This is a genomic window from Rhodococcus sp. IEGM 1306, assembly GCF_036541985.1.
Classification (GTDB): domain Bacteria; phylum Actinomycetota; class Actinomycetes; order Mycobacteriales; family Mycobacteriaceae; genus Rhodococcus_F; species Rhodococcus_F qingshengii.
In genome coordinates this window covers 1348821-1364264 of record NZ_JAZHFF010000001.1, presented here as the reverse complement: position 1 = coordinate 1364264, position 15444 = coordinate 1348821, and the positions used below count along the sequence as shown (strand labels likewise).

The following is a 15444-nucleotide window of genomic DNA, read 5'->3' as shown; positions in this document are numbered from 1 at the left end:
CCCAGCTCGACGCACCCCTGCCATACCGTAGGCGGGTGACCTCCCTGCGATCAGACGCGCACGCAGGTCACTCGCGCGCATCGAAGACTGATCCAGCAGTTCAACCGCTGCTTCCCGACCTCGCGATCGAACAACTTCAGTCCTTGTTGCAAGTACGTTCCTGGACTCTCGCGGAATGGTTCGCGATGGCCGACCAACGCGGATTCCTCGCGCCCGCTGCCAGCGTTCCGCTCTTCATGGAAGCCGCGCTGAAGTATCCCGAGCACCGCGAGGCGCTACTTCGCCTCGCCGGTCGACGCGGGCAGTACCTGGCGGAGCAGAACCCGGATTGGGCCCAGCTACGACGAATCGGATCACGCCGGGACGAGCTGTGGCTTTCGCCCGATCCGGACGACCGCACGGCCTGGTTCGATTACATACGTACGGTCGACCCGGAACTGGCGAGCGAAGAGCTCGAGATCGCTTGGGACGACGAGGCCACGGCAAGCCGGCTGCACTTCCTCGACCATCTCGACGTCGGGCTGGGTGAACACGACTACGCACTCCTCGAGCGTGCACTCGACGATCCAGCCGTGCGGGTCCGTGAGCGTGCAATTCAACTACTACGGCAACTCCCCCGATCTCCGTTTGCCTCTCGAATGGTCACTCGGGCTCGGTCCTGGGTGCGGCTCGAGACGAAGCCCTTGCGGCCGCGCCTTGCCGTCCGATTGCCCGGCTCGCTCGACGACCTCGCATTTCGTGACGGCATCGAAGACGTCCACTACAAGAACAAGGGCATCCGGCGCTGGTGGTTACGGCAAGTCGTGACCGCCACTCCGCTGACGCTGTGGGAATCGATGGCCGGTTCGCCACGCGAGGCCCTCACCATCCCCATCGAGAAGCAATGGCGCGCGGTGATGATCGAATCATGGACTGCCGCAACCGTTCTCCAGAAGAACACCGCGTGGGCGTCGGCATTTCTGGAGCGGGACGGGCGCACGACGGACCGGAGAATCGTCGCCATCGCGGACCCACGCGAGCGTGTCGAGTACATCGTCGCCGGACACGCAGACGAATACCTTCTGGGCGTCGACGGCAGCGCACTGCTCGACGGCATCGACCGCCCATGGCCCCTGGCCGTCGCCGAAAAGTTGTTGAATGCCTTGGAGAACGAAGCTCTGGATCATGCTGCGACGGGTGAGGACTTGGGCATCCACTCGCGTCACAGTCACTTTTCCACCCTGCGAAGCGTGCAGGCGCGCTTCCCTTTCGACGCCATACCGCTTCTGCAGGACGCGGCGGCACGAACGAGCGACCCCGGGTGGCAACAAGCGTTCACCGACAGCGCCGTCAACATCGAGCAGCGCCGACTCCGCTTGGACGTCCTGCGCAATCACCGCTGAACGACGAAGGGGCCGCATCCTTGGAACGGAATGCGGCCCCTTCGTCGTTCGTGAAAGATCAGACCACGCTGACCATCTCGTGATCAGCCACACCGGCGGCCAACACCCGAAGGTGATCTTCGGTGCTGCCGAGGGTGTGCTCGATGGCGACGAGTCGGCTCACGTAGTGCCCCACCGGGTACTCGGCGGTCATACCGATACCACCATGCATCTGGATCGCCTCCTGGCCGATGAGCCGAGCCGAACGCCCGATCTGCAACTTCACCCGCGAAGCGATCACTGGATCGACGACGCCGTCGGCAAGGGACATCGTTGCGTACAGACTCATGCTGCGTGCCAACTCGAGCGAGACGTACAGGTCGGCGGCGCGGTGTGTCAGTGTCTGGAACTTTGCGAGGGGAACCCCGAATTGCTTACGCGTCTTGAGGTATTCGGTGGTCAGGCGTAGCGCCTCTTCCATCGCTCCGACAGCCTCGGCGCACAGCGCGGCCTGCTCACGGATCTGCGCGGCCTGGATCAGAGCAGTAGCGTCACCGCCCTCACCGAGTGCTTCGGCCGGCGTATCGGTGAACTCGATCTGCGCCCCGCGCAACCCGTCGTGAGTGGCGTAGGACTTGCGTACCAAACCGGAGGCATCGCTCTTGACGAGGAACAGTCCGACGCCACCGCCGGGGAGCGCAGCGCTCACGACCAAGATGTCCGCCGTCGCGCCGTGGCCGACGGGATTCTTGATACCGGTGATGGTCCAGCCGCCGTCGACCTGGGCCGCCGCGGTGGCCCGTTCGGTTGCCGGCCAACGGATTCCGGGTTCCTGGTCGGCGAACGCGAGGAACGTGGTGCCCTCGGCCACTCCGGGAAGAATCGACGAACGCTGCTCTGCACTGCCACCTTCGGAGATGAGGCCGCCCGGCGTCACGACCGCGTCGAGTAGCGGCTCGGGTGCCAAGCGTCGACCGATCTCGGTCATGACCGCGCCGATTTCCACTGGGCCGGCGTCCATGCCGCCGTCGTCCTCGGAGAATGTCAGGCCGAGCAAGCCGACCTCGGCCAACTGCTTCCAGACCTGCGGGCTCCACCCGGGATCGGAGTCGATGATCGCGTTGCGCTTCTCGGCGTCGTAGCTACGCGCGAGGAGATCCTTGGTGGTGTCGCGGAGAAGTTTTTGTTCGTCGTTGAGTTCGAAGTCCATGCCACGCCTCACAATCCGAGGATCGAGGAGGCGATGATGCTGCGCTGCACTTCGCTCGATCCGCTGTAGATGGATACCTTGCGGTAGTTCAGGTACGTCGGGGCAGTGTGCTGCGCCCAGCTCGCGGAGGCGATGTCGCTGCCCGCGTCGTACGGCAGTGAATCAGGGCCGGCCACGTCCATCAGCAGTTCGACGCTCGCCTGCTGCAATTCGGAGCCACGAAGCTTGAGCAGCGACGACGCCGGGTTCGGCTGGCCGTCGGCGGAACTGGCTACCACTCGGAGCTGAGTGAGCTCGAGGGCAAGCAATTCGTTTTCGAGTTCGGCGAGGCGAGCAGCGAAGAGCGGATCTTCGAGCAGTGTTCCGTTGCCGACCTTGACCTCGGCAGCGCGGGCCTTGGCCTGGGCCAGACGAACCTTCGAGAACCCGACGCGGGTGACACCGGTTCGCTCGTTGCCGAGCAGGAACTTGGCGTAGCCCCAGCCCTGGTTCTCTTCACCGACCAGGTTCTCTCCCGGAACGCGGACGTCTTCGAAGAACACTTCGTTGACCTCGTAGCCGCCGTCGATCAGCTTGATCGGGCGGACCGTGACGCCAGGCGTCTTCAGATCGACAAGGATGAACGAGATGCCGGCCTGACGCTTGGGCGCATCGGGATTGGTGCGCACCAGGCAGAAGATCCAGTCGGCGTACTGTCCCAGCGTCGTCCAGGTCTTCTGACCATTGATGACCCAGTCGTCGCCGTCGCGGACCGCACGGGTCTTGAGCGAAGCGAGATCGGAACCGGCCTCGGGTTCGGAGAATCCCTGGCACCACCAGATGTCGAGGTTCGCAGTCGCCGGAAGGAACTTCTCCTTCTGCTCCTGCGAGCCGAAGGCCGCGATGACCGGACCGACCATGTTGGCGTTGAACGCCAAAGGTTCGGGAACCGACGCAAGCTGCAGTTCGTCGAGCCAGATGTTGTGCTGGACCGGGGTCCAGTCCTTGCCGCCCCACTCGACCGGCCAGTGCGGTACCGCCAGACCGTGAGCGTTGAGGATCTGCTGCGCCTCGACCATACGGTCGCGCCCCAACTCCTCGCCGTGGGCGTACGCCTCCCTGATGTCCGCGGGGATTTGCGTACGGAAGAACGTCCGCATCTCGTCGCGGAACGCTAGTTCCTCGTCGGTCAATGCCAGGTTCATCGGGATTCCTTCGCACTCGAAACCGGATTCATGTTCGGTTCGACCGTACCCCGACAGCTATGGAGGCGGAACAGGTACCGCAAAAGACGGCACTCGGGGCCGACCTCCTACACGGTTTTCAGGACCAACAGGTAACCCCCGCCCGCGGCGTCGATGCTTGTTTCGACATTCAACGCGGGAGCCAGACGCGACAACCGATCGATCAACCAATCCGACGCTTCCTGGGCGTCGTCCTTGCCGGGGCAGCGAGCGACGGCGACGCGGCCACCCTTGCGCTCGAGCTGCTCCACGACCCCGATGATCGGAGCGGGATCGACGACGAACAGCCGATCCGGCCATTCCACAACAGGTTTGACCGCACCCTTTTTGGTGTTGCATGCGCGATGTGCCAAACGTTCGACGCCGCCTTTGGTCTTGCCACCCTTTTTTGCGGTGTTGATGCTGTCGATACTCGGGCCGCGCGGATCATTGACGGACATGTCGGGATCGACCGGTTCGTCACACAGCCAGCAGCGCCAGGATTCACGTTCGCCGACTTCTTGAAGGGTGCTCATGTGGCAACGGTACCGTGCGCACTTTCGGCTGCTTCCGCTACCAAAAGTGCGCACGGGGGCCGAAGGCCCTACATGTCTGCAATCGCCTCCAGCGGCTTTGTCTTGGCCGCTCGGTTGGCCGGCCACAGCGCCGCCAAGACACCCACCGCACCCGAGCCGATCAGCATTCCGACCACCTGACCCCACGGGATCGTGATCTTGTCGAGGCCCTGATCCGCGAGAGTGCTCACGAAGGCCCAACCGAACGCGATGCCGAGAAGAACTCCGACCGCCGCGCCGTACACCGCGATGAGCACCGACTCGAGGTAGATCGTGCGTCGCATCTGTCCGCGCTGCATGCCGACAGCTCGCAGCATTCCGATTTCTCGTCGCCGCTCGACCACCGACAGTGCCAGGGTGTTGATGATGCCCAGGATTGCGATCACGACCGCGAGTGCAAGCAGTCCGTAGAGGATCGCCAACAACGTGTTGATCTGCTGGCCCTGAGTTCCCTTGAACTCCTCACGATCCTGCACCTGGACGACGACGTACTTCTCCGTGGCCGTTTCGAGCTCGGATCGCAGCGTTGTCAGATCCGCGCCAGGCTTCGCCTTCACCAGCACCACGAAGTCCGGCAGACTCTCGGCCGGCATCAGCTTCCGATACGCCTCGTCCGAGACGATCCACGAGCCGATCAGCTGGTTGTCCTCGAACACTCCCGCGACAACCGTCTGGTACTCGACGCCGCCGGGACCGGTCAACGTCTGGGTCGAGCCGACAGTCCAACCCTTGGCGTCCGCAGTCGACTTCGAGACGAGCATGTTGTTGCCGGTCAGATCGACCGTGCCCTCGAGGATCTTGTATTCGAGCACGCCTTCGATCGGGCCGTCGAACGAAGCGCCCTGCTCGTCCTCACCGTCGACCTTCGCACGCACTCCGTGCAACGACGTCGCGCTCTGCACGTCGGGCACTTGTCGGACGGCGTCGGCCGCACCTCGCGGCACGCCGATCGCGTTGGGACCGGTCAGGATGTAGTCGGCCGAAACACCCACGTCGACAAGAGCATTGATGCTCGCCTTGGCCGAGGAACCGAACACTCCGATGACCGTCACCAGCATCAGACCGAGAGTCAACGCGAATGCCGTTGCGGCCGTGCGACGGGGATTGCGCACCGCATTGGTACGAGCCAATCGCCCGATGGCACCGAACGGCTTGGCGAACACGGCACCGAGCGCGCCGACGATCGGCCGCGACAGCGCGGGAGCCCCGAGAAGCACCGCGATGATCAACGAGAACGCACCGAGCCCGACGATCAGCGCCGCGCCACCACCGGTACCGCGAGAGCCGAACACGAGCAGTGCCACACCGATCACGCCGAGAATCGCACCGATCAACGTCCGCACTCGCAGTGAGTCGCCGGTGGAGGCGAACTCCTCACGCATGGCCGCCACCGGCGGGATCTTCGACGCACGACGAGCCGGGGCGTAAGCGCTGAGCGTCGTGACGACGACGCCGACCACCAACGCGACGATGATCGTGCGGGCACCCACCTGGAGCGGGCCTTCCGGCAGACCGACGTCGAATGTGTTGAGGAGACTGCGCAATCCGTAGGCGAGACCGATACCGCCGAGCAGACCGATGATGCTGCCGATGAGTCCGACCACGAGCGCCTCGGTGACCACCGAACGGCCGACCTGCGCTCGGCTCGCACCGATCGCACGCAGCAGCGCCAGCTCACGAAGACGCTGCGCCACGATCATCGAGAAGGTGTTGTAGATGATGAACGTTCCGACGAGCAGAGCAATCGCGCCGAACGCCAACAGGAAGTAGTTGATGAAGCTCAGCGCCGAGTCGACCTCGGCCTTGGTCTCCTCACGAACCTGGTCGCCGGTCTGCACCTTGAGATCGGGGAAAACCTGCTCGACGCGTTGCTGCAGTTCCGTCTGCGACACCCCGTCGCCCGCGACGTCGATGTACTCGACGTGTTGGCCGTCGGTGAAGAGTCCACGGGCCTGCTCGTCGGTGAAGAGCGCGCCGATGAACCCGCCGGTGTCACTGCCCGCCCCCTCGTAGATGCCGGACAACGTCACGTCCACGATTCCGCGGGCCGGTGCCAGAACCTTGGCGGAGTCCCCCACCTTCAGTCCGGCTCGCTCGGCGGCGCTGGTGTTCAGCGCGACCTGACCGGTCTGCGTCGGAGGCGCGCCCTCGACGAAGGTGTCGGGTTCGGCAATCGCCTGGCCCGGCGGTAGGTAGGACTGCCCGATACTCGGCGCGCCACCGGTCTGAACAGCGCCGCCGTCTGCGTTGATCAGGACGATCTGTCCGCTGACGGCCGGCGCCACCGCTCGGACACCGTCGACTGCGGCAAGTTTGTCGACATCCTCGACCGGAACGCCACTGGTGTTGCGCTCTTCCATCGATACCCGGACGTCGACGCCCTGGGCGGTGTTCTCGAAGATCGAATCGAAAGTCTTCTGGAGGGTGTCGGTGAAAACGAACGACCCCGCGACAAAAGCCGTGCCGAGCACCACGGAGAGAACCGTCAGCGCAAGTCGCACCTTGTGTGCCGCCAGGTTGCGCAGGGAAACCTTGCGCATCGGCGAGTTACTTACCGAAGCCATGTGCTCAAGCCCCGGCTTCCACGTTCACGACCGCCTGCGGAGCGTCCAGACGCTTCATCCGGTCGAGGACCGAATCCGCCGTAGGCTCGCGCAATTCGTCGACGATCTTGCCGTCCGCGAGGAACACCACCCGGTCGGCATACGCCGCTGCCCGCGGATCGTGCGTCACGATCACCACGGTCTGGTTGAACTCGTCGACGGCCGCCCGCAGGATCGAGAGCACCTCACCGGAGGACTTCGAATCGAGGTTTCCGGTCGGCTCGTCGCCGAAGATGATCTCCGGCTGACCCGCCAGCGCACGCGCACACGCCACACGCTGCTGCTGACCACCCGAGAGCTCTCCCGGCCGATGATCGAGGCGATCCCCGAGACCCAGCTTGGTCAGGACGCTGTTCAACCAGGTCGGGTCCGCTTTGCGTCCCGCGATGTCGAGCGGCAACGTGATGTTCTCGAGCGCGGTCAGGGTCGGCACCAGGTTGAACGCCTGGAAAACGAAACCGATGCGATCGCGTCGCAATTGGGTCATCTGTTTGTCGGAAAGCGTCGTGAGTTCCGTGTCACCGATGAGAACAGAACCCGAACTGGCGGAATCCAGACCGGCGAGGCAATGCATCAGCGTCGACTTACCGGAACCGGACGGCCCCATGATCGCCGTGAACTCACCGCGGGCGAAATCTGCGGACACCGAACTGAGGGCGTGCACCTGGGTATCTCCGGTGCCGTAGGTCTTGGACAGGCCGACTGCGCGGGCCGCGACATCCTGGGCGTGCGAACTCATGATCGCCTTTCCTGTTCACTTCGGTGCTACTTTGCGGGCGTGACGGGCGCCCGTGAAAACACGGACGCCCGCAATGGTTGGTTCCATCCTGTCGGGTGGCGGGCGCGCCCGCCATCGGGGACCACCCCGATATCTGCGGCCGAGCCGGTCAGGGTCGGGGGAATGCGACCCCTCCTGCTTGTGCGCATTGACTGGAAACAGCGATACGAAGACCGGGCGCACATTAACCTTGTGACACCAATCACACGAGAGAGGCGGCCGAATGTCCGACGCCACCGCTGGAATCATTTTCGATCGGCTAGAGCACTGGGCGACGGTCAAGCCTGATCAAGCAGCGATGACCTTCCAAGGGACCGAATTCACGTGGGCTCAGTGGCGGGACCGCATCTTGCGTATCGCCGCCGCCCTCGCCGAATCAGGCATCGGTGCCGGCGACACTGTCGCGTTCGTCGACAAGAATCATCTGTCCTGTCTCGAAGTCACCTACGCCGCCTCACTACTCGGCGCCGCGAATGTCGTTCCCAACTGGCGACTTTCGAGCGAAGAGCTGGATTACGTTCTCGCGGACTGTGGCGCTCGCATTCTGTTCGTCGGCAGCGAACTACTCCCCCAGGTCGTCGCGATGCGAGACCGCTTGACGGCCGTCGAATCGATCTTCGCCGTCGGCGGTGAACACGACGAATTCGAGCCGTGGATCGACGAGGTCACACCGCTGCACTCCCGCCCCGAGGTGAGCCCCAATGCCACCGCTCTGATTCTCTACAGTTCCGGGACGACCGGTCGCCCCAAGGGTGTCCAGCTCACGCATCGAAACCTGTTCGCGCACAGCAACAATGTCCTCGAAATCCTGCCGGCCCACGAGGATCACCGATTCTTGATCGCGATGCCGATGTTCCACGTCGGCGGAACGTGCTACGCCATCATGGCAATTCACACCGGTGGCCGCTGTTACTTCACGAGAGAAGCCGACGGACCGTCGATCTTCGCCGGTCTCGCCGCCGGAGCCAACATCGCCTTTCTCGTCCCACCGGTCATTGCCGGAGTCCTGGCCGCAGGCGAGCAGGCGGTCGCCGCCTTCAAAGCATTCAAACGCATCACCTACGGCGCCGCCCCCATGCCGCTCCCACTGTTGCGCGCGGCACTCGCAGCGTGGCCGGACACCGAATTCGTGCAGGTCTACGGCATGACCGAAATGGCAGGCGTCATTACCGCGTTGATGCCGGACGTTCACCGCGACGAGTCGCAGGTCGAGCGCATGGCATCGGCAGGTACGGCGATCCCCGGCGTCGAGATGCGCGTGGTGGACCCCGTCACGCTCGAGGACGTGCCCACCGGAACGACCGGTGAACTGTGGTGGCGATCCGAACAGTGCACACCCGGATACCTGGGTAAGCCCGAGGCGACGGCCGAAACGATTACCGCAGACGGGTGGCTACGTAGCGGCGACATGGGCCGCGCCGACTCCGACGGCTTCGTCTTCATCGAGGACCGCCTCAAGGACATGATCATCACCGGCGGCGAGAACGTCTACTCCCCCGAGATCGAACGAGTACTGGTGGAGCATCCGGCAATCGCCGAGGTCGCGGTCATCGGCGTTCCCGACGACCGTTGGGGTGAAACCGTCAAGGCTGTCGTGGTTCTCACTGCCGAAGCGCAGATCGACGAAGTCGAACTGATCACCTATACACAGGAACGCCTCGCAAAGTTCAAGTGCCCGACCAGTATCGACGTCGTCGAGATTCTTCCCCGCAATCCCACCGGAAAGATCCTCAAACGCGACCTCCGCAAACCGTACTGGGAGAACCGCGAACACAAACTGGTCTGAGTTCGCGTGCTGTAATGGGGCGGTGACTTCGCGCCGCCCCACCACACCCAATCCGACCGATCCGTGCCCGTGCGGCAGCGGCAACGCGTTGGCCGAATGCTGCGGCAAGTACATCAGCGGAGTAGCGCACGCACCGACCGCCGAAACCCTGATGCGTTCGCGTTACACGGCTTTCGCTGTGATGGACGACGAATATCTCACGCAGACTTGGCATCCCGACCATCGCCCAGCCCAACTCGATCTCGACCCCGACCAGAAATGGCTCCGGTTGGAGATCCTGGACACCGAACGGGGCGGGCTGTTCGATTCCGACGGCGTCGTGGAATTTCGCGCTCACTACGCATTCGGACGCGAGCGGGGAATGCTCCACGAACGCAGTCGATTTGCGCGAACAGAGGGTAAGTGGCTCTATGTCGACGGCGATATCGGTTAGGTAACTCCGGGCACCGTCGCCGCGGATCCCGATAACGCGAGCCCTACGATCGAGTCATGACAACGAACCGGACGAGATCATTTGCCGCTGTCGCTGCCATCGCAGTGGGCGTGAGCCTGACTGCCTGTTCGCAGGACGCGGAGACCACTCCCACGGCAGCCACCTCGGCCGTCACCTCGACCTGGACCTCGAGTGCAGCAGCGTCGACCACAGAACCAGTCCCGACGGACAGCTCCGACAAGACGTCGGCTGCGGGCACCGAATCCAAGCTCACCGTCGTCGACATCCGAGTGGGCGAGCACGACGGATTCGATCGTGTCGTCTACGAAATGGGCGGAACCGGCACACCCGGTTGGCGCGTCAAGTACGTCGACGCGGCGACGCAGGAAGGCAGCGGTAAGCCCGTGGACATCAAGGGTGCCGCAGTGATCCAGGTCCTGATCGACGGTTCCGCATATCCCTTCGACAGCGGAGTCGAGCAGTACTCCGGCCCCAACCCGGTCCCCGGCGTCGGCGGAGTCGTGACCGAGGTCAACGGGTCCAACGTCTTCGAGGGAGTCACGCAGTCGTTCATCGGCGTGACCGAGAAGCAGCCGTTCACGGTCACGACGCTCAGCGACCCTCCTCGCGTGGTGGTCGACGTGGCCCGCTGAGGCCGCACTTGACCTGAAGTTTGGTTGAGGTTCTACCTTCGTGTCGTACCGGCCACGTAATCTTCGTGGCCGGCGACCGGAGGGGCGAAGTCATGAGTATGGAAGTCACCGCGTGGAACGCGATGTACAACGCGATGCACGCGCAAGAAGATCGGCGCCCGTTCTCGAAGGCGACACTGAAGCGGATCGCGACGTTCGCAGTTCCACAGAAACGCAACCTCAGCTGGTACCTCGTACTGAGTGTCGTCACTGCTGCGCTTGCCGTGGCAACACCTGTCCTGGCCGGGCGCGTGGTCAACGCGATAGTCGGCGGCGACGCCGTCGACGTGGTCGTCAAACTTGCCGCCCTGATCGCACTGGTTGCACTTCTCGAAGCCGCTCTGGGACTGTTGACCCGGTGGCTCTCGGCCAGCATCGGCGAAGACCTGATCCTGCATCTGCGCACCACCGTCTTCGATCACGTCCAGAAGATGCCCATCGCGTTCTTCACCAGAACTCGAACCGGAGCACTGGTAAGCCGTCTCAACAACGACGTCATCGGCGCTCAGCGCGCCTTCAGCGACACCTTGTCCGGAGTGGTCAGCAATCTGGTCACCCTGGTGATCACGCTGATCGTCATGCTCGGGATCTCCTGGCAGATCACCGTCCTCGCGCTGCTACTTCTCCCGATCTTCGTCATCCCCGCACGGCGCATGGGCGCCAAACTTGCAGCACTCAATCGTGAAGCAGCCAACCATAATTCGCTCATGAGCACCCAGATGACGGAGCGGTTCTCCGCTCCCGGCGCGACTCTGGTCAAGCTGTTCGGCCGCCCGTCGCAAGAATCTGCGGAGTTCGCGGTTCGCGCCAGGCGTGTGCGCAACATCGGAGTCCGGACCGCAATGCTGCAGTCCGTCTTCGTCACAGCACTGACGCTGGTCTCGGCCCTTGCTCTTGCCCTCGTCTACGGACTCGGCGGCTTCTACGCGCTGCGCGGACAGTTGGACGCAGGCGCCGTCGTGGCGATGGCACTGTTGTTGACGCGGCTGTACTCACCGTTGACCGCACTGGCCAGCGCCCGGGTGGACGTCATGAGCGCCCTGGTCAGCTTCGAGCGGGTATTCGAGATTCTCGATCTGGCGCCGCTCATCACCGAGAAGCCCGATGCACGCACGGTGCCGCAGGGCCCGGTGTCCGTCGAGTTCAAGAACGTCATTTTTGCTTACCCATCCGCGGACAAGGTGTCTCTCGCGTCCCTGGAGGAAGTCGCGATCCTCGACACCCGCGGCGGCGAGGACGTGTTGCACGACCTGTCGTTCCGCACCGAAGCAGGACAGATGGTCGCCTTGGTCGGCACGTCCGGTGCCGGAAAGTCGACCGTGGCGCAGATGATTCCGCGCCTCTACGACATCGACTCCGGTTCGGTCGAGTTGGGCGGCGTCGACGTCCGCGACCTCAGTGCCGATTCCATCCGGGAGACCGTCGGCATGGTCACGCAGGACGGGCACCTGTTCCACGAGAGCCTTCGATCCAACCTGCTCCTTGCGCGACCGGATGCCACCGAAGAAGATCTGCGTGAGGTTCTGGAGCGCGCACGGCTCACCGACCTGGTTGCGTCGCTGCCCGACGGACTGGAGACCGTGGTGGGTGAACGCGGTTACCGCCTCTCGGGCGGCGAGCGTCAACGCCTGACCATCGCACGCCTGCTCCTGGCCCAGCCTCGCGTCGTCATCTTGGACGAGGCCACCGCGCATCTCGACTCGACGTCGGAAGCTGCGGTTCAGGAAGCACTCGGCGAAGCACTCGCCGGGCGGACTGCGGTGGTGATCGCTCACCGATTGTCGACGATCCGTTCCGCGGACCTGATCCTTGTCGTCGAGGCAGGCCAGATCGTCGAGCGCGGCAACCATGAGGAACTGCTCGCGCGCGGCGGCCGCTACGCCGAGTTGTACCGAACGCAGTTCGACACCAACGCCCGGAAGAACGGCGCCCTCGCACCGACGCCGATCTGATACCGCGCAGCGCCTTGCCCCCCACACAGAAAACAGGCGCTGTCCTCCTCGCGGAGGGCAGCGCCTGTTTCAGTCTTCATGACAGTCGTTGAAGCTGTAGGTCAGTCGTTGTAGCGATCGCGTCCGCCACCGCGGCGGTCGTCACGTCCACCACGATCGTCCCGGCCACCACGGTCGCCACGGCCACTCGGACGTCCCTGCGGCGGCCCGAAATCAGGCTGCAGCTGGATCAGGACGCCGGAGATGCGTGTGCGACGCAAAGCTTCGAGAGTCTCGTTGGAGAGGTCGGCCGGCAGCTCGACGATGCTGTGATCCGGGCGAATGCTGATGTGCCCGAAGTCGCTTCGACGAAGCCCACCCTCGTTGGCGATGGCACCGACGATGGCACCCGGAACGACGCGGTGACGCTTGCCGACTGCAATGCGGTACGCGGCCAGCTCCTGGCCCTCGGGCCCACGCGAGCGCGGGGCCGGGCCGTCGTCGAAACGACGGGGAGGACGTGGTTCACGAGGCTCGCGCTCACGACGCGGCGGTGCCGGCGGCTCGGGAGAAAGCAAGAATGCTTCGCCGTCGCGCGACTGCAACGCCAGAGCGGCAGCGATGTCGATGAGCGGAACGTCGTGTTCCTGGTCGTAGTCCTCGATCATCTTGCGGAACATCGCGAGATTCTCCGAGGCCAGGCTCTCGGTGATGGAGTCACCGAACTTGGCCACGCGCTGGGCGTTGACGTCGTCGACACTGGGAAGCTGCATCTCCGCAAGCGGCTGACGGGTCGCCTTCTCGATGGACTTGAGCAGATGACGCTCACGCGGGGCGACGAACAGCAACGCGTCACCCTGACGACCGGCGCGGCCGGTACGACCGATGCGGTGGACGTACGACTCCGTGTCATGCGGGATGTCGTAGTTGACGACGTGGGAGATTCGATCCACGTCGAGGCCTCGAGCGGCAACGTCGGTCGCGACGAGGATGTCGAGGGCGCCGTTCTTGAGCTGACCGATGGTCCGCTCACGCTGTGCCTGGACGATGTCGCCGTTGATCGCGGCAGCCGAGTGCCCGCGGGCCCGCAGCTTCTCCGCCAGGTCTTCGGTGGCCTGCTTGGTACGGACGAAGATGATCATCGCCTCGAATGCCTCGACCTCGAGGACTCGGGTCAGTGCATCGAGCTTGCGCTGATGAGCAACCTGAATGTAGCGCTGCGTGATGTTCGAGGCGGTCGACGTCTTGGACTTGACGGTGATCTCGACCGGATTGTTCAGGTACTGCTTCGAGATCCGGCGAATCGAGCCGGGCATCGTTGCCGAGAACAGAGCGACCTGCTTGTCGCCGGGGGTGTCGCGGAGGATGCGCTCGACGTCCTCCTGGAACCCCATCTTGAGCATCTCGTCGGCCTCGTCGAGAACGAGGTACTTGAGATTGGTCAGATCCAGGGTGCCCTTTTCGAGATGGTCGATGACACGACCCGGGGTACCGACGACGACGTGTGCGCCGCGGCGCAGGCCCGACAGCTGGACGCCGTAGCTCTGGCCACCGTAGATCGGCAGCACGTTGAGTCCGGGGATGTGCGCGGAGTACTTGCCGAATGCCTCGGCAACCTGAAGCGCCAGCTCACGCGTGGGAGCAAGCACCAGCGCCTGGGTCTGCTTGATCGACGTGTCGATCCGCGACAGGACTGGAACTGCGAAGGCTGCGGTCTTGCCGGTACCGGTCTGTGCGAGACCGACGACGTCCTTGCCTTCGAGCAGCGGCGGAATGGTGGCAGCCTGAATGGGCGAGGGCGACTCGTAGCCCACGTCTGACAGTGCCTTCAGTACCCGATCATCGATGTCGAGGTCGGCAAATGTTGGGGGTTCGGGGTCACGCTCAATATCACTCATTTGACCAGCAGTTTAGCGGATAGAGTATAGACACGACGACATACCGGGGGTGCTTTTACGACAGATCCACCCTCCCAGCGGGTTTCGCCTAGCGTAGGAAGCATGACCGAAGCCACCGCAGCCACCCCCTCCCAGACCGTTGTCGCGATTGCCCAATTCGCCCCGGGGACGGACAAGAAAGCCAACCTCGAATCACTGCGATCACTGGCTTCCGATGCAGCAGCACGCGGCGCGAAAGTTGTCGTGGCGCCGGAATACTCGATGTTCACCGCACCGAAGACGGATGAGCGTTTGATCGAGTCCGCGGAGGACCTGGACGGCGAATTCGGTTCGGCGCTGGCGTCGGTCGCCGCGGAGTTCGGAATCTTCCTCGTGGCAGGAATGAACGAGCGGATCGACGACGTGAGCAGAATCTCCAACACCCTCGTCGCGATGGACCCGAACGGCGAACTGGTGGCGACCTACCGGAAACTGCATCTTTACGACGCTTTCGGTTACCAGGAGTCGGCCGTGATCCGCGCGGGCGAGATCACCGAACCGCAGACTTTCGGGTGCGACGGCCTGACCTTCGGCCTCCAGACCTGCTACGACCTGCGCTTCCCGGAAGTCACCCGGCGCATCGTCGACGTCGGCGCAGACATCTTGCTCCTGCCCGCCCAGTGGGTGCCGGGGCCGCTCAAGGAAGACCACTGGACCACTCTCGTGCGCGCCCGGGCCATCGAGAACACGATGTACATCGCAGCGGCAGATCAGAGCGCGCGCGGCGGCGCGGGTGCAAGCATGATCGTGGACCCGATGGGCGTCGTGATGTGTTCACTTGGCGAGCAGGTCGGGGTCGCCACCGCACTCGTTTCGGCTGCTCGCATCGCCGAGGTACGCGAGAAGAATCCCGCTCTCGCGCTGCGGAGGTTCACAGTCTCGTCGCGGTGACCTGCAGCGAGTAGCGTCGAACTGGTCGGGGTTCGAGCTTCTCGA

Annotated in this window: 12 protein-coding genes; 6 read left to right on the top strand and 6 right to left on the bottom strand. The window is 64.0% G+C overall.

What is annotated here, in order from left to right; all coding sequences use genetic code 11:
- Positions 1 to 35: 35 nt before the first annotated feature.
- Positions 36 to 1382, top strand: a complete 1347-nt coding sequence (locus tag V3587_RS06685; RefSeq protein ID WP_283376232.1) for a DUF5691 domain-containing protein — start codon at positions 36 to 38, stop codon at positions 1380 to 1382.
- Positions 1383 to 1440: 58 nt separating this feature from the next.
- Here the strand turns inward: V3587_RS06685 and V3587_RS06680 are convergent, their stop codons facing one another.
- The 5 genes from V3587_RS06680 to V3587_RS06660 form a co-directional block, all read right to left on the bottom strand.
- Positions 1441 to 2571 carry an acyl-CoA dehydrogenase family protein gene (locus V3587_RS06680; protein ID WP_030536908.1) on the bottom strand — a complete coding sequence of 377 codons (1131 nt, stop codon included), beginning with the start codon at positions 2569 to 2571 and terminating at the stop codon, positions 1441 to 1443.
- An 8-nt stretch (positions 2572 to 2579) separates the two neighbouring features.
- Positions 2580 to 3755, bottom strand: coding sequence for an acyl-CoA dehydrogenase family protein (locus V3587_RS06675; RefSeq protein WP_007736177.1), 1176 nt, complete (start codon positions 3753 to 3755; stop codon positions 2580 to 2582).
- 107 nt (positions 3756 to 3862) lie between these two features.
- Complete coding sequence (locus V3587_RS06670; protein WP_007736175.1) at positions 3863 to 4309, bottom strand: hypothetical protein; 447 nt, start codon at positions 4307 to 4309, stop codon at positions 3863 to 3865.
- Positions 4310 to 4377: 68 nt separating this feature from the next.
- Complete coding sequence (locus V3587_RS06665) at positions 4378 to 6912, bottom strand: ABC transporter permease (RefSeq protein WP_283376231.1); 2535 nt, start codon at positions 6910 to 6912, stop codon at positions 4378 to 4380.
- A gap of 4 nt (positions 6913 to 6916) precedes the next feature.
- Positions 6917 to 7690 carry an ABC transporter ATP-binding protein gene (locus V3587_RS06660; protein WP_003945134.1) on the bottom strand — a complete coding sequence of 258 codons (774 nt, stop codon included), beginning with the start codon at positions 7688 to 7690 and terminating at the stop codon, positions 6917 to 6919.
- A 262-nt stretch (positions 7691 to 7952) separates the two neighbouring features.
- Between V3587_RS06660 and V3587_RS06655 the strand changes: the two genes are divergently transcribed.
- The 4 genes from V3587_RS06655 to V3587_RS06640 all read left to right on the top strand — a co-directional run bounded on the left by V3587_RS06655 (position 7953) and on the right by V3587_RS06640 (position 12592).
- Entirely contained in the window at positions 7953 to 9515 is a 1563-nt protein-coding gene (locus V3587_RS06655) for a long-chain-fatty-acid--CoA ligase (RefSeq protein WP_283376230.1), read from the top strand.
- A gap of 22 nt (positions 9516 to 9537) precedes the next feature.
- On the top strand, positions 9538 to 9948 hold the full coding sequence (locus tag V3587_RS06650; RefSeq protein WP_283376229.1) for a YchJ family protein: 411 nt from the start codon (positions 9538 to 9540) through the stop codon (positions 9946 to 9948).
- A 56-nt stretch (positions 9949 to 10004) separates the two neighbouring features.
- Positions 10005 to 10601: an AMIN-like domain-containing (lipo)protein gene (locus V3587_RS06645; protein WP_054187344.1), complete on the top strand. Its 597-nt coding sequence runs from the start codon at positions 10005 to 10007 to the stop codon at positions 10599 to 10601.
- 92 nt (positions 10602 to 10693) lie between these two features.
- Entirely contained in the window at positions 10694 to 12592 is a 1899-nt protein-coding gene (locus V3587_RS06640) for an ABC transporter ATP-binding protein (protein WP_283376228.1), read from the top strand.
- 101 nt (positions 12593 to 12693) lie between these two features.
- Here V3587_RS06640 and V3587_RS06635 read toward each other — a convergent pair whose 3' ends face one another.
- A complete protein-coding gene (locus V3587_RS06635; protein WP_003945121.1) occupies positions 12694 to 14469 on the bottom strand; it encodes a DEAD/DEAH box helicase in 1776 nt (591 codons plus the stop codon).
- Positions 14470 to 14571: 102 nt separating this feature from the next.
- Here V3587_RS06635 and V3587_RS06630 point away from each other — a divergent pair, with 102 nt between their 5' ends.
- The gene (locus V3587_RS06630; protein ID WP_050656184.1) at positions 14572 to 15399 is read left to right on the top strand and encodes a carbon-nitrogen hydrolase family protein; all 828 of its coding nucleotides are present in this window, start codon (positions 14572 to 14574) and stop codon (positions 15397 to 15399) included.
- The last annotated feature ends 45 nt before the right edge of the window (positions 15400 to 15444 follow it).

Excerpts from the sequence above, each read along its gene's own strand:
- V3587_RS06680 (WP_030536908.1), bottom strand. The coding sequence starts at position 2,571 with ATGGACTTCGAACTCAACGACGAACAAAAACTTCTCCGCGACACCACC.
- V3587_RS06675 (WP_007736177.1), bottom strand. The coding sequence starts at position 3,755 with ATGAACCTGGCATTGACCGACGAGGAACTAGCGTTCCGCGACGAGATG.
- V3587_RS06670 (WP_007736175.1), bottom strand. The coding sequence starts at position 4,309 with ATGAGCACCCTTCAAGAAGTCGGCGAACGTGAATCCTGGCGCTGCTGG.
- V3587_RS06665 (WP_283376231.1), bottom strand. The coding sequence starts at position 6,912 with ATGGCTTCGGTAAGTAACTCGCCGATGCGCAAGGTTTCCCTGCGCAAC.
- V3587_RS06660 (WP_003945134.1), bottom strand. The coding sequence starts at position 7,690 with ATGAGTTCGCACGCCCAGGATGTCGCGGCCCGCGCAGTCGGCCTGTCC.
- V3587_RS06655 (WP_283376230.1), top strand. The coding sequence starts at position 7,953 with ATGTCCGACGCCACCGCTGGAATCATTTTCGATCGGCTAGAGCACTGG.
- V3587_RS06645 (WP_054187344.1), top strand. The coding sequence starts at position 10,005 with ATGACAACGAACCGGACGAGATCATTTGCCGCTGTCGCTGCCATCGCA.
- V3587_RS06640 (WP_283376228.1), top strand. The coding sequence starts at position 10,694 with ATGAGTATGGAAGTCACCGCGTGGAACGCGATGTACAACGCGATGCAC.
- V3587_RS06635 (WP_003945121.1), bottom strand. The coding sequence starts at position 14,469 with ATGAGTGATATTGAGCGTGACCCCGAACCCCCAACATTTGCCGACCTC.
- V3587_RS06630 (WP_050656184.1), top strand. The coding sequence starts at position 14,572 with ATGACCGAAGCCACCGCAGCCACCCCCTCCCAGACCGTTGTCGCGATT.